This is a genomic window from Paracoccus sp. J55 (genome assembly GCF_000513975.1).
Lineage (GTDB): Bacteria > Pseudomonadota > Alphaproteobacteria > Rhodobacterales > Rhodobacteraceae > Paracoccus.
In genome coordinates this window covers 1-18,065 of the sequence record NZ_AZVA01000038.1, presented here as the reverse complement: position 1 = coordinate 18,065, position 18,065 = coordinate 1, and the positions used below count along the sequence as shown (strand labels likewise).

The 18,065-nt window shown below is 63.8% G+C and carries 18 protein-coding genes, 1 tRNA gene, 1 rRNA gene and 1 pseudogene; 16 read left to right on the top strand and 5 right to left on the bottom strand.

What is annotated here, in order from left to right:
* The first annotated feature begins 12 nt into the window (after positions 1-12).
* The 11 genes from PARJ55_RS0118495 to PARJ55_RS0118445 all read left to right on the top strand — a co-directional run bounded on the left by PARJ55_RS0118495 (position 13) and on the right by PARJ55_RS0118445 (position 11,111).
* Positions 13-210, top strand: a complete 198-nt coding sequence (locus tag PARJ55_RS0118495) for a hypothetical protein (RefSeq protein WP_232215746.1) — start codon at positions 13-15, stop codon at positions 208-210.
* Positions 203-3,013 carry a phage tail tape measure C-terminal domain-containing protein gene (locus PARJ55_RS0118490; protein WP_084637915.1) on the top strand — a complete coding sequence of 937 codons (2,811 nt, stop codon included), beginning with the start codon at positions 203-205 and terminating at the stop codon, positions 3,011-3,013. The genes PARJ55_RS0118495 and PARJ55_RS0118490 overlap by 8 nt, the downstream gene beginning before the upstream one ends.
* Positions 3,013-3,639 (top strand): DUF2460 domain-containing protein, encoded by a 627-nt coding sequence (locus PARJ55_RS0118485; RefSeq protein ID WP_028714366.1) that lies wholly within the window; start codon positions 3,013-3,015, stop codon positions 3,637-3,639. The genes PARJ55_RS0118490 and PARJ55_RS0118485 overlap by 1 nt, the downstream gene beginning before the upstream one ends.
* Positions 3,636-4,520 carry a DUF2163 domain-containing protein gene (locus PARJ55_RS0118480; protein WP_028714365.1) on the top strand — a complete coding sequence of 295 codons (885 nt, stop codon included), beginning with the start codon at positions 3,636-3,638 and terminating at the stop codon, positions 4,518-4,520. Before PARJ55_RS0118485 ends, PARJ55_RS0118480 begins: the two co-directional genes overlap by 4 nt.
* A complete protein-coding gene (locus PARJ55_RS0118475; RefSeq protein ID WP_028714364.1) occupies positions 4,517-4,954 on the top strand; it encodes a peptidase in 438 nt (145 codons plus the stop codon). Before PARJ55_RS0118480 ends, PARJ55_RS0118475 begins: the two co-directional genes overlap by 4 nt.
* 1 nt (position 4,955) lies before the next feature.
* Positions 4,956-8,924 carry a glycoside hydrolase TIM-barrel-like domain-containing protein gene (locus PARJ55_RS0118470; RefSeq protein WP_028714363.1) on the top strand — a complete coding sequence of 1,323 codons (3,969 nt, stop codon included), beginning with the start codon at positions 4,956-4,958 and terminating at the stop codon, positions 8,922-8,924.
* A 7-nt stretch (positions 8,925-8,931) separates the two neighbouring features.
* Entirely contained in the window at positions 8,932-9,285 is a 354-nt protein-coding gene (locus tag PARJ55_RS0118465; protein WP_028714362.1) for a DUF2793 domain-containing protein, read from the top strand.
* A 25-nt stretch (positions 9,286-9,310) separates the two neighbouring features.
* Positions 9,311-9,568 carry a hypothetical protein gene (locus PARJ55_RS0118460; RefSeq protein ID WP_028714361.1) on the top strand — a complete coding sequence of 86 codons (258 nt, stop codon included), beginning with the start codon at positions 9,311-9,313 and terminating at the stop codon, positions 9,566-9,568.
* A gap of 69 nt (positions 9,569-9,637) precedes the next feature.
* Positions 9,638-10,591 (top strand): N-acetylmuramidase domain-containing protein, encoded by a 954-nt coding sequence (locus PARJ55_RS23095; protein WP_051416356.1) that lies wholly within the window; start codon positions 9,638-9,640, stop codon positions 10,589-10,591.
* Complete coding sequence (locus PARJ55_RS23090) at positions 10,591-10,884, top strand: DUF6527 family protein (protein ID WP_051416355.1); 294 nt, start codon at positions 10,591-10,593, stop codon at positions 10,882-10,884. Before PARJ55_RS23095 ends, PARJ55_RS23090 begins: the two co-directional genes overlap by 1 nt.
* Entirely contained in the window at positions 10,878-11,111 is a 234-nt protein-coding gene (locus tag PARJ55_RS0118445; RefSeq protein WP_028714360.1) for a hypothetical protein, read from the top strand. Before PARJ55_RS23090 ends, PARJ55_RS0118445 begins: the two co-directional genes overlap by 7 nt.
* 346 nt (positions 11,112-11,457) lie before the next feature.
* On the opposite strand, the gene PARJ55_RS0118440 is transcribed toward PARJ55_RS0118445, so the two are convergent.
* Complete coding sequence (locus PARJ55_RS0118440; protein ID WP_084637914.1) at positions 11,458-11,835, bottom strand: type II toxin-antitoxin system HigA family antitoxin; 378 nt, start codon at positions 11,833-11,835, stop codon at positions 11,458-11,460.
* On the bottom strand, positions 11,835-12,131 hold the full coding sequence (locus PARJ55_RS0118435) for a type II toxin-antitoxin system HigB family toxin (protein WP_028714358.1): 297 nt from the start codon (positions 12,129-12,131) through the stop codon (positions 11,835-11,837). Before PARJ55_RS0118435 ends, PARJ55_RS0118440 begins: the two co-directional genes overlap by 1 nt.
* Positions 12,132-12,249: 118 nt before the next feature.
* Between PARJ55_RS0118435 and PARJ55_RS24390 the strand changes: the two genes are divergently transcribed.
* Genes PARJ55_RS24390 through PARJ55_RS0118415 form a run of 5 tightly spaced genes read left to right on the top strand, consistent with a single transcriptional unit; the run spans position 12,250 to position 17,006 of the window.
* Positions 12,250-14,106 (top strand): DNA cytosine methyltransferase, encoded by a 1,857-nt coding sequence (locus tag PARJ55_RS24390; protein WP_198019385.1) that lies wholly within the window; start codon positions 12,250-12,252, stop codon positions 14,104-14,106.
* Entirely contained in the window at positions 14,103-14,378 is a 276-nt protein-coding gene (locus tag PARJ55_RS24385; protein ID WP_051416352.1) for a DNA adenine methylase, read from the top strand. The genes PARJ55_RS24390 and PARJ55_RS24385 overlap by 4 nt, the downstream gene beginning before the upstream one ends.
* 4 nt (positions 14,379-14,382) lie before the next feature.
* On the top strand, positions 14,383-14,751 hold the full coding sequence (locus PARJ55_RS24380) for a hypothetical protein (RefSeq protein WP_051416351.1): 369 nt from the start codon (positions 14,383-14,385) through the stop codon (positions 14,749-14,751).
* 60 nt (positions 14,752-14,811) lie between these two features.
* Positions 14,812-16,347 (top strand): restriction endonuclease, encoded by a 1,536-nt coding sequence (locus tag PARJ55_RS22525; protein ID WP_051416350.1) that lies wholly within the window; start codon positions 14,812-14,814, stop codon positions 16,345-16,347.
* Entirely contained in the window at positions 16,344-17,006 is a 663-nt protein-coding gene (locus PARJ55_RS0118415; RefSeq protein ID WP_028714356.1) for a hypothetical protein, read from the top strand. The genes PARJ55_RS22525 and PARJ55_RS0118415 overlap by 4 nt, the downstream gene beginning before the upstream one ends.
* 87 nt (positions 17,007-17,093) lie before the next feature.
* On the opposite strand, the pseudogene PARJ55_RS24895 reads toward PARJ55_RS0118415, so the two are convergent.
* The 3 genes and pseudogenes from PARJ55_RS24895 to rrf form a co-directional block, all read right to left on the bottom strand.
* A pseudogene (locus tag PARJ55_RS24895) lies at positions 17,094-17,177 on the bottom strand (IS6 family transposase); the annotation flags it as partial.
* A gap of 603 nt (positions 17,178-17,780) precedes the next feature.
* Positions 17,781-17,857 (bottom strand) — tRNA-Met (locus tag PARJ55_RS0118410).
* Between the two features lie 66 nt (positions 17,858-17,923).
* Positions 17,924-18,038 (bottom strand): 5S ribosomal RNA (gene rrf / locus PARJ55_RS0118405).
* Positions 18,039-18,065: the final 27 nt, after the last annotated feature.

Sequence of the window (18,065 nt, the reverse complement as noted above, 5' to 3'; positions counted from 1 at the left end):
AACCTCGCAAAGATGATGGTCGGCCAGCAGCGCGTTGTCGCCGGCCTTTCCTCCCGAGCACTGGTCACCGGATGGGACTTGGGTGCGGGCCTGCAGATGGCCCGCGCCCTCGGAGTGAACATGCTTCTCGCCGCCGAGATGCTCCCGGTTTTCGAGCAGATCGCGGTCATGAAGTTCAACGAAAGCGAAGGGGCGCATAGCTATGACTGAAAGGCGGGTAAATGTGCGCCTCGCCGCCGTTGGCGGTGACAAACTGAAAGCGGACCTCGTCTCCATCGGCAAGGAAGGCCGGCAGGCGCTGCGGCTGATCGAGGATTCGAGCGCGCCCGCCTCGGCCGGTCTGAACATGACCGGGCAGGCCGCGAACGACCTGATGGGCCGTCTCGAGACGCTGGCGGTGCGCGCTGCGCGCGCCGCCGCGAACATGAACGAGATGGCGACCTCGGGCACCAATGTCATGTCGCGCATCAATGCCGCCACGGGCGTCTCTGGCGGCTTGGCGCGGGATTCCGAGGATATCACCGCCTATGGCCGCGCCCTCGATGACCTGCGGGCGAAGTTCAACCCGCTGTTCGCGGAGCAGCGCCGCCATGCGGATATGATCGAGCAGATCGACCACGCGGCAAAAGTCGGGGCGATCTCGCTGGACGAGTGGGTCGCGGCAACGCGCCGCGAGGAGGCTGCGAACGCGGCGGCGGCGAATTCCATCCGGCAGCGGCAGGCCGCGTTCGACAATCTCGTGAACACGGGCCTGCGGGACAAGATCAACGAGATTGTCGGCGTGACCGGCGAGCTTGCCCGGACGCAGGCGGATATCGAGGCTTATGGCCGGGCCCTGGATGATGCTCGGGCAAAGTTCAATCCGCTGTTCGCTGAGGAGCGCCGTCACGCTGACGCGCTGGCCGAAATCGACCGGGCCCACAAGGCTGGTGCCATCTCCATGCAGGAGTGGGAAGCGGCGACCCGGCGCGAGATCGCCGCCAACGAGCAGGCGGCTGCGTCGATCCGTTCTCGCCTCGCGGCCATGGACAACATGATCAATACCGGGCTGCGGGACCGCATCGACAGCATCACAGGCGTGTCGGGCAGCCTGGCGCGCAGCGCCGACGATGTGGCGGCCTACGGCAAGGCGCTGGATGACGCTCGGGCGAAGTATAACCCGATGTTCGCGGCCATTCAGCGATACCGGCAGGGCCTGGCCGATATCCGGCAAGCGCATGCGGCCGGCGCGATCTCGGCCGACGAAATGACGGCCGCCATCTCTCGACTGCGGCAAGCCTCGCTGAACGATATCGGCATCATCAAGGGTCGGGTGCAGGGCTATCAGGCCATGGAAAAGGCCGGCGGTCAGGCGCGCTTCCAGATGGTGCAGCTTGGCTACCAGCTGAACGATATCGGCGTCTCGCTCGCCTCGGGGCAGAACCCGCTGATCGTCATGGTCCAGCAGGGCGCGCAGATCGCGCAGATCTACGGCAATGGTCAGGGCGGTGTTTCGGCCATGTTCCGACAGATCGGCGGGCTGATTACCGGCCTGCCGGGGCCGGTGAAGGCGTTCGGCATCGCCGCCGGTATCGGCGCGCTGGCCATCGCGGGCCTGACGCATGAGATCAACAAGACCACGGACGTCACGGTCGGCTTCGGTGACACCGCCAAGGCAGTTTTCCAGGTCATCGGGCAGGACATCGTGGCCTTCATCAAGCCTGCGGTCGACGCCATCGCGCCGTGGTTCCAGTGGGCTTGGGACAAGGTGGTCGCGGGCGTGAAGTGGGTCGGCAACATGCTGATCAACGGCATTTCCGCCGCGGTAACCGGCATCCGTGTCGCCGTCGACATGATTCCGGTCATCTTCGAGGCGGGCTTCTTGAAAGCGAAGGCGGTAGCCCTCAGCGCCTTGGGCGGCATTGTGGACGGCGTCGGGTATGTGATCGATGCCGCCGCTCGGACCCTGAACTCCGTTTTTGGCACCAATCTTCCAACCGGCAGTAATGCTGCCTGGGGCATCGGCGCACAGCTTGAGGACATGGCCGCTGAGGCGGAAACGGCAGGCTTCTACGCCGGGCAGGCTGCGAAGAAAGGCTTGGCTGCCGGGCTGGATGATATCTCCGATATCATGAGCCGCGATCCCATGGGGGATTTCTTTGACCGGGTCCGCGATCAGGCCATTCAGAACGCCATCGACCGCCAGAAGGATGACAAGAAGGGCGGCAAGGGCGGGAAGTCGGCCAAGCAGCAGGAAAAGGACGAGGCCGACGATCTCATTAAGTCGCTGCAGCAGGAGTTGGCGGTCCTGCGGGAGACGGACCCGATCAAGAAGAAGATGCTCGAATATTCCGAGCAGCTGAAGAACGCGACCGACGAGCAGAAGCAGAAGGTGCTCGAGCTTGTCAGCGTGCTCGACCGGGAAAAGAACGGCTGGGCCGCCATCGGGCGGACGCTGCTGGAATATTCCGAGGAAGCCAAGCGAATCGGGGACGATATCGGGCAGGCCCTCGTTGGTGCCTTCCAGGGCGCAGAGGAGGCGATCGGCAATTTCGTCAAGACCGGCAAGCTGGATTTCCGCGACCTGGTGACCTCGCTCATGGCGGACCTGGCGAAGCTGGCGGCGCGGGCCTATATCCTCGGCCCGCTCGCGGGCATGCTGGGCAATATGTTCCCGTCTCTCGGTGCCGGCCTGTCCGGCTACGGGATTGGTCTTCCTGTCCAGCATATCGGCGGCGGCGCGGGCTTCGGCCCGACCCGGAACGTCTCGCCGCTGGCCTTCATCAATGCGCCGCGCCTCCACAGCGGGACGCCGCTGGGCCTGCGGTCGGACGAATATGCCGCGATCCTCCAGCGCGGTGAGCGCGTTCTGAACCGGCGGCAGACTCGGGAGTGGGAGGATCGCCATTTCGGCGGCGGCGCGGCTCCCATCATCAACTTCAACGTGCGGGACGCACAGAGCATCCGGCAATCGCGGACGCAGCTGGCGGCTGATGCCTCCCGCGCGCTTTCAATGGCCGGACGAGGCAGGTAATGGCGTTTCACGAAATCCGCTTTCCCGACAATATCAGCCGGGGCGCGCGCGGCGGGCCTCGGCGCATGACGCAGGTGGTCGAGCTCGCCTCGGGAGACGAGGAGCGCAACACCGCCTGGGCGAACTCGCGGCGCGTCTATGACGTTTCCTATGGCATCCGCAACGCCGACCAACTGGCGATGGTGGTCGCCTTCTTCGAAGCCCGCCGAGGCAGGCTGTATGGTTTCCGGTTCAGGGACTGGTCGGACTATAAATCCTGCCTGCCCATGCAGATTTCCCATCCGGCTGATCAGCATTTGGGCGTTGGCGACGGGACCAGAACGCAGTTCCAGCTGCGAAAATCCTACCCTTCGGGAGACGAGATATGGTGGCGAACCATAACGAAGCCCGTCGCTGACACTGTCCGCGTGGCCGTGAACGGCGCCGAGCAGCCTTCGGGCTGGTCCGTCGACACCACCACCGGGATTGTCACCTTCGATACCGCTCCTGGCGCGGGTGCGATTGTCCGGGCCGGATACCAGTTCGACGTGCCGGTGCGCTTCGACACGGACCAGTTGGATATGGTCCTCGACATCGAACGCCTCGGCTCGATTCCTTCCATTCCGCTGATCGAGGTGCGGCGATGAAAAACCTTCCCGCCGGGATGCAGGCACATCTGGACGAGGGCACGACCACGCTGTGCTGGTGCTGGAAGGTCACCCGCAGCGATGGGGTGGTGCTGGGTTTCACGGATCACGACAATCCGCTGACCTTCGCCGGCGTCCAATTCGAGCCAGAAAGCGGCTTTGCGGCCTCCGAAATTCGCGCCGGGTCAGAGTTAAACGTCGATTCCCAGGATGGGGAGGGTGTTCTTTCCTCCGACCGCATCACCGAAGCCGATATCGTCGGCGGGCATTATGACAATGCGGCGGTCGAGGTCTGGCGTGTGAATTGGGCCGCTGTAAGCCAGCGGGTTCTCATGCGGCGCGGGTCAATCGGGGAGGTTCGTCGGGGAAAGATCGCTTTCACTGCTGAAATGCGCTCGCTGGCGCATCTTCTCGATCAGGCCACCGGCCGGACTTATCAATATTCCTGCGATGCGGCGCTTGGGGACGGCAGGTGCAAGGTCAATCTCGCCGGCGCGTCCTTCAATGGCACGGGGGCGGTGACCAGCCTGATCCGAGACCGCTCGTTCCGAACTTCGGGGCTTGTCTCATTTCCGGCTGGCTGGTTCGACCACGGAATCCTGTCCTGGACAAGCGGGCCGAACGCGGGCCGCGAGGCCGAGGTGGTGCTGCATGGTAAAAGCGGCAGCGTGGTAAGCTTGTCCTTGCTGGAGGCGCCCGTTGTCGAAATTGCGGCGGGACACGAGTTCACCATCGTGGCGGGGTGCGACAAGCGGCATTCCACCTGTTTCGCCAAGTTCTCGAACATCGCGAATTTCCGGGGCTTCCCGCACATCCCCGGTCAGGATGCCGTGGTGCGCTATGCGAAAAAGAGCGGCCTGAACGATGGGCAGCCGCTATGACCGCCGATCCTGCAATCGTCATCGCGGCAGCGAGGGAATGGCTCGGAACGCCCTATCACGATCAGGCCAGCACTATCGGCGCTGGCTGCGATTGCCTCGGGCTCGCGCGGGGCGTCTGGCGGCAGATCGTCGGCCGCGAGCCGACCGAGATTCCGCCTTATGGCCGCGGCTGGGGCGAGGTCGGGCAGCGGGAGGTTCTGGCCGAGGGCGCGCGGCAGTGGATGCTCGAGATCGACCCCTTAGAGGCCGGCCCCGGCGCGGCGGTGCTGTTCCGCATGCGCGAAAACGGCATCGCCAAGCATGTGGGCATCCTCACGGGTCCCGACAGCTTCATTCATTCCTACGAGCGGCTGGGCGTCATCGAGCAGCCGCTGACCACCGCCTGGCGGCGGCGTATCGCCTTCGCCTTCCTCTACCCCAACCCGGACACCTGACATGGCGACTCTCATTCTCGGCGCGGTCGGCACCGCCATCGGCACAGCTGTTGGCGGCACCGCCACCTTCCTCGGGCTTTCTGCCGGTGCCGTAGGCGGCATGATCGGCTCCGGGATCGGCTCTGTGGTCGACGCGTGGATTGTCCAGTCCCTGATGCCGGGGCAGAAGTTCGAAGGCCAGCGTCTGGATGCGCAGCGCATCACGTCCTCAACTGAGGGAGCGGTGATCCCGCGCGTTTTCGGCACGACCCGTATCGGCGGCAACGTCATCTGGGCCACCGATTTCCGCGAAGAGGTCAAGAAGACGACGCAAGGCGGCAAGGGTGGCGGTCCCGAAGTCGAGACCACCGAGTATACCTATTACGCGTCCTTCGCGGTCGGGATCTGCGAGGGCCAGATCGGCGGCATCGGGCGGGTGTGGGCGGACGGCGAGTTGCTCGACATGAGCAATATCACCATGCGCGTCTACCGCGGCACCGAAAGCCAGGAGCAGGATCCGCTTATCGCCGCGATCATGGGCGCGGACGCGACCCCGGCCTATCGCGGCACGGCCTATGCCGTGTTCGAGGATCTGCTGCTGACCGATTTCGGCAACCGCATCCCCCAGATCACCTTCGAGGTGTTCCGCCCGCTGACCGATTCCGACACCGCCGAGGGCTTGGTGAAGGCGGTTACCCTGATCCCAGCCACCGGCGAGTTCGCCTATTCGACGCAGATCGTGAAGACGGGCGAGGACTATATCAACTCGAACGCGGCCGAGGGTCGGACGGATCTGCGCGTCTCGCTCGATCAGCTCGAGGCCCTGGCACCGAACGTCGAGAGCGTTTCTCTGGTCGTTGCATGGTTCGGGAACGATCTTCGCTGCGGCAACTGCCTGCTCAAGCCCGGCGTAGAGACGGCAAGCCGGAGCACCACGCCGATCTCGTGGGCGGTCAACGGTGTTTCCCGCGCTTCGGCATATCTGGTGTCTTCCGATGGGAACGGGCGGCCGAATTTTGGCGGGACGCCTTCCGATGCTTCCATCGTGCAGGCCATCAAGGCGCTCAGGAATCGGGGCATCCGGGTCACCTTTTATCCCTTCATCCTCATGGATATCCCCGGAGGAAACACCCTGCCGAACCCGTATTCCGACAATGCTGCCGGCGTCGGCCAGCCCGCGTTTCCGTGGCGGGGCAGGATCACCTGCTCTCCCGCTCCCGGCTATGCCGGCACCGTCGACAAAACGGCCGCTGCCTCCGGGCAGGTATCGGCATTCTTCGGTTCGGGCAATCCGGGCAGCTTCACCATCAGTGGCGAGACAGTCAGCTGGAACGGCAGCCCGACCGTATGGGGCTATCGCCGCATGATCCTGCACTACGCGCACCTTTGTGCTGTTGCGGGTGGCGTCGACTCCTTCCTGATCGGCTCCGAGCTTCGTGGGCTGACGCAGATCCGGGCGAACGCGACGAACAACCATATTGCCGTCATGCACCTCCGCAATCTGGCAGCGGATGTGCGCACGATCCTCGGCCCCGGAACCAAGATCAGTTATGCGGCGGATTGGTCGGAGTATTTCGGCCATCATCCGAATGATGGGACCGGAGACGTCTATTTCCACCTCGACCGACTCTGGGCGGATTCTAATATCGATTTCGTCGGCATCGACAATTACATGCCGCTGTCGGATTGGCGAGACGGATGGAGCCATCTTGACGCCATGGCCGGGGCCCCCAGCATTTACGACCTGAACTATCTGCAGGGGAACGTGGAAGGCGGCGAGGGATACGACTGGTTCTATGCCTCGCAGGCGGATCGGAACGGACAGGTTCGGACCCCGATCACGGACGGTGCATTCGGCAAGCCATGGGTGTTTCGCTACAAGGATATCCGGTCCTGGTGGACAAACGTGCATCGGAACCGGCAAGGCGGCGTCGAGGTGGTGCCGCCTTCGCCGGTCTGGGTGCCGCAATCGAAGCCCATCCGCTTCACTGAAATCGGCTGCCCGGCGATCGACCGCGGCTCGAACCAGCCGAACGTGTTCCACGATCCGAAGTCCTCGGAGAGCCTCGTGCCGCATTATTCCCGCGCCTGGAGGGATGACGCGATTCAGCGTGCCTATCTCGAGGCAATGCTGGGGTATTGGGCCGACACCACGAACAATCCCCTGTCGTCGGCCTATTCCGGGCGAATGGTGGATATGGCCGAATGCGCAGTCTGGACCTGGGACGCGAGGCCCTATCCGCATTTCCCCGGCCTGACGGATATATGGGCCGATGGGGACAACTGGCGGCTCGGGCACTGGCTGAACGGCCGGCTGGGCGCGGTATCGCTCCGGGCGCTGGTTCGCAAGCTCTGCCGGGATGCGGGTCTGTCCGATTCCCAGATCGACGTCTCGGGTTTGCGGGGTGCCATCGAGGGCTATGCCATCGGCTCGGTCGAATCCCCGAAAACCTCCATTGCGATGCTCGCGCGCCATTTCGGTTTCGACGCCTGCGAGAGCGGCGGATCGGTTCGATTCGTCTCGCGCGGCCAGGCGCCGGCGGGAGAGGTCACCCTGGATGATCTCGTTCGGCGCGGCGACGGTGCTGGCGAGGTTATAGAGATGGTGCGGGGCCAGGAGACCGAAATACCGCAAGCCCTGAAATGGCAGTTGTCCCGCAACGATGAAGAATTCGACGCGGTGGTGGTTGAGGCCCGTCGCAGCACCGTGGATTCCACGCGGATTGCGGCGGAAACCTTCCCGCTGGTGGTGCCGCCGGAGGAAGCGGATCGCCGCTGCCGCCGGGCGCTGCAGGAGGCTTGGGTGGGCCGGGAGCGCGCGAGCTTCTTCCTGCCGCCGTCACGGCTGGCGCTCGATCCTACGGACGTCCTCACGCTCGACCATGACGGCCGGGCCTATGAGTTCAGGCTGGTGCAGATCGGGGACTCGGACGCGCGTGCGGTCGAATCCATCCGGCAGGACCGGGATGTATATGACCTGCCGCCCGGCGTCGGCCGGCAAACCCAGCTGCGTCGCCCGGTCCTGTATCGGGCGCCATCTCTGGTGTTCCTGGACGTGCCGCTGCTGACCTCCGACCAGCAGGCCCACCGGCCTCTGCTGGCGGCGTCCTCGTCGCGGTGGCCCGGTCAGATGGCGGTTTATCGCAGCGAGGAGGAGGACGAGGGCTATCAGTTGCTCACCACCTTCAGCCAGCGCGCTCGCATCGGAGCCCTGGCCTTCCCATTCCATTCGGGCCCGGTTGACCGGTTCGACCACGGCAACGAGCTCTATGTGGATCTGGCCTACGGAACGCTGGTCAGCATCACCGACAACCAGCTTTTTTCGGGCGGGAACGCGTTGGCCATAGAATCCGCGCCGGGGGTCTGGGAAGTCGTTCAGGCCGCGACTGTAGAACTCGTCTCTGCCGGCCGATACAAGCTCACCCGCCTGCTGCGCGGGCAGCGCGGCACCGAATGGGCCATGGGCGCGGTGGTGCCCGCAGGCGCGACAGTGGTCGTTCTCGACCAGACGCTGGTCGAGTTGCCGATATCGGAGGAGGACGTGGGAACGCCGTGGCACTGGCGCGTCGGCCCGGCCAGCAAGCCGGTCAGCGACACGTCCTACCGACACCAGCAGTTCACGCCGCAGGGCCGCGGCCTCGAGCCGTTTTCCGGGGTGCATGCCGTCCAGCCCTATCGCCGGGGGCGCGAGGCCGGTGACCTGACCATCCAGTGGATCAGGCGCTCTCGGGCACTGTCGGCGGATATCTGGGGCAATGGCGAGGTGCCGCTCGGGGAGGAAAGCGCCGCCTATGAGGTCGATATCCTCGACGGGCCGGGGATCAAACGGACCTTGTCCTCGTCCACCACCAGCGTCGTCTACACCGCCGCGCAGCAGACGGCGGATTGGGGTGCCCCGCTCGCGCCGGGGACATCGCTGCGCATCGACATCTACCAGGTCGCGCCCGTTGCGGGTCGCGGCTTCGTCTATTCCGAAACCCTCTACTTCTGAGGTCCTCATGGCAAACTCGGCCAACCTCGCGCTACCGTATCTCGCGGCTTCGCAAGCGCAAAAGCACGTCACCCACAACGAGGCTCTGCGGCTGCTCGACGGCATCGTGCAGCTTTCGGCTGCTGATCGCGGCGTGAATACTCCGCCCGGCAGCCCGGCCGAGGGCGCCTGCTATATCGTTGGCGGCGCGCCAACCGGCGCATGGGCCGGATGGGGCGGCAACATCGCCATGTGGGCGGACGGCGCGTGGCTTCGGCTCGTTCCGAAGCCGGGCTGGACCTGCTGGGTGCAGGACGAGGGCATGTTCTACGTCCACAACGGCGCGGGCTGGGTGACGCTGGCCAGCACCCTTGGCCTCTGAAAACTGAACAGGAAAGAGGGACACAATGCCTGATTGGAGCGCAATTCAGCAGGTCTGGCCGCTGCTTATCGCAGTCGCCGGAGTATGGGCGAAACTGGAGGTGACCATGATGCGAAACCGGGAGCAGAGTGCGCGTAACGAGGTCGAGATCAACAAACTGGAGGCACAGCTCGAAGCGCAAAAACTGGTCACGCAGAAGCAGGGCCTGATGCTCGCGCGCATGGAGGAATCCCTGGTGTCCATCGGGCGCACCCTGGAACGCATCGACCGCAAGATTCCCTGAACCTTACCACTCCTTGCTTCCCCGCCCGCCTGACGGCGGGTTTTTTTATTGCCGACAGGAGACCCGGAAATGTCGAAACCCTGGAAAGGGGCGGCGCAGCGCGCGACCGCCCAGGACTTTGTTGTTGCCGCCGAGGAACTCGGCTGCGACGTCGCCGCGCTGCAAGCCGTGTGGCAGGTCGAAGCCTCGGGCAAACCCTTCCGTTCTGACGGAACGCTCGAGCGCCGCTTCGAGCCGCACAAGCTGCGCAAGCCCGAGGGCAACTACAAGACCAGCGCGAAGCTTTCCTTCGCTGCGCGCGAGGCGAAGTTCGACGCGGCCTATGCCCGAAACCCAGAGGACGCCATGCGGGCGACCAGCTGGGGCGGGCCGCAGATCATGGGTTTCAATGCGCAGGCCGCCGGCTATGCCAGCGCCGGGGATATGGTGAAGGCCATGGCCGCTTCGGAGGGCGAGCAGCTTCGTGCCTTCGTCCGCCTGATTAAGTCGTGGCGACTGGATTCGGCCCTTCGCGCTCATGACTGGCGCACCTTCGCAGCCCGCTACAACGGCAATGCCAATGTCGCGGAATATTCCGCCCGGATCGAGAGCGCATTTCAGAAGCTTTCCGGCAAGGCATCCCCGGCTGTGCTGCGGTCGGGCGACAAGGGTGCGGCAGTCAAGCGGCTGCAATATGCCCTCGGGATCGACGTGGACGGGAAATTCGGCCCGGCCACGGACAAGGCGGTGCGCGAGTTCCAGCAGCGCCATGGACTTCCGGTCGACGGCATTGTCGGCCGGCGCACCTGGGCAGCCCTCGAGGGCTATTCCGGCGTCCGGCCGGTCAAGCAAGCTGCCGCGCAGGATCGCATTGCCAAGGCCAGCGAGATGGTGGCGCTGGCCTCGACCGCCGCGGGGACGGTAGCAACGGTGGGCGGCGCTCTGCCGGAATCCTCGTTGAACCTGCTGATCATCGCCGCCGCTGTGATCGGCATCGGGGCGCTGGCGCTGCACGCCTTCCGCAAGCTGCGGGACGTCGCGTGATGCGGGCGCTGGTGGTCGGGGAGGTTTCGGACCTCCGGGGCAAGCAGCGGATCGCCGGGGCGATCTGCTTCCGCCGCTGGATGAACGGCGAGGTGGCGGGCATCACCTTCATCTGCCCCTGCGGATGCGGCGAGGAGAGTTACTTGCCGGTCAATGGTTCCGGCCGGCCGGGGCCTTCGTGGGATTGGGACCGCGAGCTCGAGTATCCGACGCTCTCGCCCTCGATCCACAACACCGGCATGCCCTGCCGGTGGCATGGCTGGCTGCGGCGCGGGGAGTGGGTCGCATGCTGACCTGGCTGCTCGAGTCAAGGCTGGGCCGCGCGTTGGCAGCGCTCGGCGGGCTGATCGTGGCGATCGTCGCCGCCTTCAGCCTCGGGCGCCGGGATGGGCGACGTGACGCCCGGGAGGCCGATCTCGAACGCTATCAGAAAACCAGAAAGGAGATGGACCATGCGGATGTTGGCCATGGCGATCCTGCCGATGATCTTGAGTGGCTGCGCGGCAGGAGTAAGCGGTGAGGCGCTTTGCGATGGGACGAGGGCATCGCGGTCGGCGCATGCTGCCGCGCTGGTGGTGGACGGTGGCCCGCAAAGCCGGTCGACCGGTCGGGCGCTGATCGCGCGGATCGATGCCGGGTGCGGTGGTCCATGACCGCCCCGGCGCTTCTGGCGCAGCCGGTGGCGCGGCTGTCGGATGATGGCCGCACGGTCCTGCTGTCGCGCGGCGGCTGGTCCGGCTCCTTCCCGCTGTCCCGCCTACCCTCCCAGATCGCCTTCTATCGTGGCCTGCGAGACCGGAAAGGCGGCAAGTATGCCGCCTTCTACCAGCCCACGCTCGCCGCCCTCGAGGCGCTATCCGACGAGATCAGGCGGCGTTCAGATGATAGGGCCGGACAAGGCAATCGGCCGGAAGGCCCCATTCGGTGCTGATCTTGTGGATCATGGCCACGGTGAGCGCGCGCTTGCGGTTCATGACCTCGGACGCGCGCGGCGTCGATCCGAGCAGCCGGCCGAGATCGGCCTGGGTGCGCCCGGTCGCTTCCATGTGCGCCTTCAGCAGGTCGACGGGATCGGCTTCGGGGATGGGATGATGCCGGTCCTCATAGGCTTCGATCAGGTCGGCCAGAACGTCGAAGCGGTCTGCTTCGGGGGTTCCGGGTTCGGGCTGGTTGTCGAAATACGGGGCGATCTCGGCCAGCGCCCATTGATAGTCCGCTTCGGTGCGGATCGGTCGAACGTCCATCAGATCGTCTCCGGGTTGATCTTGTCATATTCCTTATGGGTGCCGACGAACTTGATCAGCGCCCGCTTGTAGGGATAGGCGAAATGCACGATCAGGCGGTATTTGTTGCCGCCGATGTCGAAGATAACGCGGTTGTCCCCCACGAAATCGACGGTGGTTCCGAACATCGCCTTCACATCGGCCGGCCCGGTGAAGGTCGCCTTTGAAACGGTGGCATACCAGTTCACCAAGGGCGTTTCGGCTCGGGGGTCTCGCTCCCAGAAGGCGCGAAGCGTTGCCTTGGCGATGATCTGCATGGTCACTCCCTTATTCCCGTATTGGGAATGTCTCACAAGTCCCGACGCAAGGCAAGCTGATATTCCCATTTTGGGAATGATTTTTGCGCGAGGCGGTTCCGGCGAGCGGCGGTGATAGGTGGTCGAAAAGGCCGGCTTTCACCGCCTATGGGCGCCTAAAGGCCAGCGCATCCAGTCGTGCATACGGCTGGACATGGCAAACCTCCGATTTCTTTCCGTCTGTTCGGGCATTGAGGCCGCATCGCTCGCTTGGGAACCGCTGGGGTTCCATGCTGTCGGCTATTCCGAGATCGAGCCCTTTCCCTGTCACGTCCTGCACCACCGCTTCGGCGCGGGGCGACCCATGTTCATGCCCTCGCCCGACGAAGCGGGGCTATCGGTGAAGGACCGCAAGGCCCGTGCCGCCGCAATCCGTGCCGTCGCCAAACTCCCCGAGGTCGGCCGCGTTCCGAACTTCGGGGACATGACCCAATTCGACAGGTGGCCGGATGCAGCTTTCGATGTTCTTGTCGGTGGAACCCCCTGCCAGGATTATTCCGTCGCGGGACTTCGCCTCGGCATGGCTGGGAGTCGAGGGCAACTCACCCTCACATATGTTGAAATTGCTGCACGGTATCGGCCCCGCTGGCTGGTTTGGGAGAACGTCCCCGGCGTTCTCAGCAGCAACGGCGGACGAGACTTTGCGCGATTTCTGGGCGAGATCAGCGGCCAGCAGATCGACGTCCCCGAGGGCGGATGGAAGAACGCCGGCATCGTCTCCGGCATCCCCGACGCCTATGGCCTCGCCTACCGGGTGCTTGACGCTCAGTTCGTGCGAACACGCGGACACCCTCGGGCGGTCCCCCAGCGACGGCGACGTGTGTTCGTTGTCGGATATCTTGGAGACTGGCGACGTGCCGTCGCAGTATTATTTGACCGCGAAAGCCTGCTCGGGAATTCTCCGCCGCGCCGGCAATCGGGGCAAGGATCTGCCCCCACCCTTGCGTCTCGCCCTTCAGGCGGTGGCGGACTCGGGACGGACTTCGATCTCGACGGCGGACTGATCTCGATGGCCCACGGCCAAGGCGGTGCCGAGATCGGCATCGACCATGGCCCGACCCTCACCTGCAACCACGAGGCCCCCATTGTCGCGCATTCCCTGCGCGCCGAGGGCTTCGACGCATCCGAGGACGGCACCGGGCGCGGGACGCCCATCGTGCCGGTGGCCATGCCGCTGACAGCCGGCATGGCGAAATCGGCCAGCCGCATGCCGCACGAACAAGGCGCGCTAGTGCCGGTCCAGAACAAGGCGGTGGAAGCCCGCGCCGAAGAGCCGCAAGGCAGCCAGGTCAGCCCCTTTGCCTTCGATCTGCGGGGGCGCGAGGGCGGGGCCGTGCCGGAAGGCCCGCATGACACCGCCAACATCCGCGCTGCGGCGGGCGGCTCGTCCCGGTCCTATGTGGCGGAGCCTATCGCGTTCGACCGCCTCGCGGGCGGCGAGACAGGCCTCTCCATCGGGGAGGTGCCTGGCGCGCTGCACGGTGGCGGCAAGAGCGGCGGTCGGTCGGCTATCGCCTTTTCGGCCAAGGATTACGGCGCGGACGCGCAGGACGATGTGACACCCACGCTCCGCGCCATGGGCCATGCCGATTCCCATGCGAATGCGGGCGGGCAGTTGGCGGTGGCGTTTCAGGATCGAGTCCGGGGCGACGATGGCCGCGGCTACGATCGACCGCCAGCGGCTTCGCTTGAGGTCTGCGGAACGCTGGAAACGGTAAAGCGCCACAACATTGCCCTGCCATGGGCCGTTCGCCGGTTGACGCCGGTCGAGTGCGAGCGCCTGCAGGGCATGCCAAACGATCACACGATGATCCCGTGGCGGGGCCGGAACGGCGCGCCGGACGGACCGCGCTACAAGGCGCTGGGCAACAGCATGGCCCGGAACGCCATGGAGTGGCTCGGGGAGCGCATCGACATGATCGAGGCCATGGGATGACGGTGCATCGCCCGGTCCTGCGCTGGCATGGCGGCAAATGGCGGCTCGCGCCGTGGGTCATCGAGCAGATGCCGCCCCATGAGGCTTATGTGGAGCCCTTCGGCGGCGGTGCCTCGGTCCTGCTGCGCAAGCCGCGCGCGCGCCTCAAGGTCTACAACGATCTGGACGGCGAGGTCGTGAACCTCTTTGCCGTGCTGCGCTCGGGCTCAGCCGAGCTTGCCGAGGCGGTGGCGCTGACCCCTTTCGGCCGCCGAGTTCGACCTGGCCTATGAACCCGTGGCCGATCCGGTGGAGCGCGCCCGGCGCATGCTGATCCGCTCGCACATGGGATTCGGCTCGAACGCTGTAAACCGGCGCTCGGGCTTCCGGGCCGCTGGCCTGCGCCCCGGAGTGCTGCCGGTGCATAACTGGTCGGACCTGCCCTCGGTGATCCGCGTCGTCGCGGAGCGCGTCCGGGACGTGGTGATCGAGCAGCGCCCGGCCGTCGACGTCATGGCGGCGAACGATGGCCCCGGCGTCCTGCACTATGTCGATCCGCCCTATGTCATGGGAACGCGCGGCGATGCCGGCGCTGATTATGCGCACGAGATGTCGGACGCGGAACATGCCGCCCTGCTGGCGGCGCTGTTCGACTTCTATAATTAAGGCTAGACACGGTGGCGTGATAAGTGGTCTTTTCAATCATCGCATTAGAGCAAGAACGAGATGTCCAGATTCAATCCATACTCAACTTCCAGCATGAAAAAGTTTGAGATCGAGCGACAGAGAAAGAAGGCCCTCGATCTAACACGCAGATTTGAAGCGGAGCGCCAAGCGCTAACGTCGCTGCTACAGAAATCGCCGACGATCAAAGACATGTCGGAATGGATGGGTGCCGAAGAAATCGCATACTTCACGGCGAAGAAGTTTGGCACAAAAAAGCCGGTAAAAGACTCTCACGACCCGAAACCTGCGCGACCTCAGCCCGGTTTCATGGATCGACTTTTCGGTCGTGTTTCAAAGATAGAGCAGGATTATATCGACCGCTGTGCCCGCGTCGAAGCTGATAACGCCGAGGTTGACCGCCGGCATGAGGCCGCAATCAAGAACTGGGAAGATATCCGATCAAAGCACGAAGCGGATCAGCAGAAGGCGGAGGCGGCCGAGGCGGCGCGCGTTGGACGGACTAACCAGAAAATCCGGGACATCAAGAAGTCCTGGCAGACCGGCGAGGCGGAGACCGTCGTTCAGTATGTGGCTGCCGTCATGAAGATGTCAGATCATCCGCCCCCCCTGGCGCCCCGGGTGGAGCTGCAATTTGACCGGCCATCGAAGCTGCTTCTGATCGATTATCGCCTCCCCCTTCCATCGGACATGCCGACAACGAAAACGGTGCGATACAACGCAACGTCGGGCGAGTTTTCCACGACCCAGATCTCGCAAGCCCTCGCGCGGGCGCTTTACGACAGCATGTGCTACCAAGTCTGTCTACGGACAATCAGCGATACTTTCCGCGGCGACAAGCCTCGGAACATCGACACCATCGCGTTCAACGGCAACGTCGAAGCCGTGAATGCCGCCACCGGGAAGAAGTCGACGGAAACCATCCTGTCGATCTTGGTCACGCGCGATGAGATCGCTGGCATTGATCTCAAGCATGTCGATCCGAAAGCCTGCTTCAAAGCGCTTAAGGGCGTGTCTGCTTCAAGCTTGGCTGGCCTGGCCGCAGTTCCGCCGGTGCTGACGTTCAACAAGCAGGATCGCCGGTTCATCAAAGCCGAAGATGTGGAGCTGATCAACGACGGGACCGTCAACCTGGCTGCCATGAACTGGGAAGATTTCGAGCACCTGGTCCGCCAAGTCTTCGACAAGGAATTCGCGGCTCGTGGCGGCGAAGTGAAGATAACGCAGGCGTCCGCTGACGGCGGCGTCGACGCTATTGCCTTCGATCCTGACCCCATCACCGGAGGCAAAATTGTCATCCAAGCGAAGCGCTATACTCGACCGGTCGGTGTCAGTGCGGTGCGCGATCTTTATGGCACAGCCCAGTCGGAGGGCGCCTCCCGTGGGATTCTCGTCACGACCGCGGACTTTGGGCCCGATGCCCACAAGTTTGCCAAGGATAAGCCTCTCACCCTCCTAAACGGCGGACAGCTGCTTGGGTTGCTCGAGAAGCATGGGATGCGCGCTAGGATCAATATTGCGCAGGCTCGGAGGGATATGGGCCTGACAGGCAAGATCGCGAAGAAGGTGTCGGGATGATCGAGAAGATTCAGGACGCTTCGCCTACCCAGCTGCTCGAAGTGGGCTTCTGTGGCGCATACCAGGCTCAGGTCGAATATCATGCGAGGTGGCGGGTCGTTCAGCGTCGGCTCGAGGAAATACGCGGCGATGGCGTTGCTCATGATGCTGGCGATGGTGACGTCTATTTCGACTTACTCCTTCGACAGATGGAAGATGAGCAAGCAGCGTATATCCGCAGAACCGGCGAGCCGTGCCACCCGCACAGCCGGACGAGGATGCAGATCCAGCTGACCAGGTATTGGATCGTCAGCATCGGAGAAATGCTGAGGGCTACCAGAAATAAGACCAAAGAGGGGTCAAACCTCAGGGAGAGTATGACCGTCCTTGTGGATCGCATCGGCGCGGTTCGCATGATGATCGCAAAGCAAGACGTTCAAATCCATCAAGGACCACGGCCAGACACCATCCTGTCTGCGGTCATGGTTGAAGGGTCGGACGGAAGGAACTACCTGTCCTGCGAGCGAGTATCACCTCCGAGTTCCTACCAGGTCACGCCGATCATAAACCGGGAGAACGGCAGCGTGTGCTTCCCGGTGCATGACCCGCACGGCGATATACTGCGCGCCGATGACCGACGCGCCATCTCCGACCTAATTTTGTCAGAGTTTTCTGAATAGGGGCTTGTACTGGTCAAGCCCACACCGTCTGGTGCGACACAATGATGCCTCACTCCTCCAGACGATCCTCGACCATTCGCGGGGTCAGGGAAAGCGGAAATAAAGCCAGACGGCGTACACAATCACCTCGGGAGGGAAACGGTGGCGTCGTTCGAGGCGTGTGCCCGCCATACCTTCATGTCGCATCTTAACAGCGCACCCGCATTAACTTTACGGTGACTTTCTGAGACACGCCCTAAGCGACAATGCTCAGGCCATCAGCCTATTCGAAACGGATCTTCATGCACCGCATAGTCAATTGGCGGTCTATTCGCGTTGCTAACCTTGTCCTGCCCGATTGTGCTGCACAATGCTGCCGATGGTCGGTTCGGGGAAGCCGCGCTGCGGTAAAGCCGAACTTGGCGAAGATCTGTTATGGGCCGCGCTTAGCGCTGCGCAAGCGAACTATGTACCCCGCTGCGGACTGATCGAATGTCGCTGATGGGCTCAAACTGACATTTTTTCCTGTTAGATCCCCGCGGTAAGGATCTTGCCTGCTGGTGCCCGCTCGATCAGCCATGCCAAGCGGAGTTGCTGCTGCGTCGATGGGGACGCTTTCCGGGAACGGCATGCGGCCGGGGCCGAGGACGAATGCGCCGTTCGTATCCTCGCTTCCCTTGGCTACCGACGCGTCTCTGGCCGCTCCTGAATGTTGACCACATGTTGACCGCAAAAAACGAGAGCCCCGGCGTTGACCGGGGCTTGCTTGCAAGATACTGTAATTATGTGATTTCTTGGTTGCGGGGGCAGGATTTGAACCTGCGGCCTTCAGGTTATGAGCCTGACGAGCTACCGGGCTGCTCTACCCCGCGGCATTTTTTGCGGATCGTTCTGATACGCACTGCTTCGTTCTTGAGAGACGGATCGCTTCTTTTCAGGTCTGGCGGTGACCTACTCTCCCACGTCTTTTGACGCAGTACCATTGGCGCGACGGCACTTAACGGCCGAGTTCGGGATGGGATCGGGTGTTTTGCTCGTGCTTTGGCCACCAGACCGGAAAAGGAGCGATCGGCGTTTTCC

What these genes read in the sequence shown, in the direction of transcription:
- PARJ55_RS0118495 (WP_232215746.1), top strand. Translation starts at nt 13, where the DNA reads ATGATGGTCGGCCAGCAGCGCGTTGTCGCCGGCCTTTCCTCCCGAGCA.
- PARJ55_RS0118490 (WP_084637915.1), top strand. Translation starts at nt 203, where the DNA reads ATGACTGAAAGGCGGGTAAATGTGCGCCTCGCCGCCGTTGGCGGTGAC.
- PARJ55_RS0118485 (WP_028714366.1), top strand. Translation starts at nt 3,013, where the DNA reads ATGGCGTTTCACGAAATCCGCTTTCCCGACAATATCAGCCGGGGCGCG.
- PARJ55_RS0118480 (WP_028714365.1), top strand. Translation starts at nt 3,636, where the DNA reads ATGAAAAACCTTCCCGCCGGGATGCAGGCACATCTGGACGAGGGCACG.
- PARJ55_RS0118475 (WP_028714364.1), top strand. Translation starts at nt 4,517, where the DNA reads ATGACCGCCGATCCTGCAATCGTCATCGCGGCAGCGAGGGAATGGCTC.
- PARJ55_RS0118470 (WP_028714363.1), top strand. Translation starts at nt 4,956, where the DNA reads ATGGCGACTCTCATTCTCGGCGCGGTCGGCACCGCCATCGGCACAGCT.
- PARJ55_RS0118465 (WP_028714362.1), top strand. Translation starts at nt 8,932, where the DNA reads ATGGCAAACTCGGCCAACCTCGCGCTACCGTATCTCGCGGCTTCGCAA.
- PARJ55_RS0118460 (WP_028714361.1), top strand. Translation starts at nt 9,311, where the DNA reads ATGCCTGATTGGAGCGCAATTCAGCAGGTCTGGCCGCTGCTTATCGCA.
- PARJ55_RS23095 (WP_051416356.1), top strand. Translation starts at nt 9,638, where the DNA reads ATGTCGAAACCCTGGAAAGGGGCGGCGCAGCGCGCGACCGCCCAGGAC.
- PARJ55_RS23090 (WP_051416355.1), top strand. Translation starts at nt 10,591, where the DNA reads ATGCGGGCGCTGGTGGTCGGGGAGGTTTCGGACCTCCGGGGCAAGCAG.
- PARJ55_RS0118445 (WP_028714360.1), top strand. Translation starts at nt 10,878, where the DNA reads ATGCTGACCTGGCTGCTCGAGTCAAGGCTGGGCCGCGCGTTGGCAGCG.
- PARJ55_RS0118440 (WP_084637914.1), bottom strand. Translation starts at nt 11,835, where the DNA reads ATGGACGTTCGACCGATCCGCACCGAAGCGGACTATCAATGGGCGCTG.
- PARJ55_RS0118435 (WP_028714358.1), bottom strand. Translation starts at nt 12,131, where the DNA reads ATGCAGATCATCGCCAAGGCAACGCTTCGCGCCTTCTGGGAGCGAGAC.
- PARJ55_RS24385 (WP_051416352.1), top strand. Translation starts at nt 14,103, where the DNA reads ATGACGGTGCATCGCCCGGTCCTGCGCTGGCATGGCGGCAAATGGCGG.
- PARJ55_RS22525 (WP_051416350.1), top strand. Translation starts at nt 14,812, where the DNA reads ATGTCCAGATTCAATCCATACTCAACTTCCAGCATGAAAAAGTTTGAG.
- PARJ55_RS0118415 (WP_028714356.1), top strand. Translation starts at nt 16,344, where the DNA reads ATGATCGAGAAGATTCAGGACGCTTCGCCTACCCAGCTGCTCGAAGTG.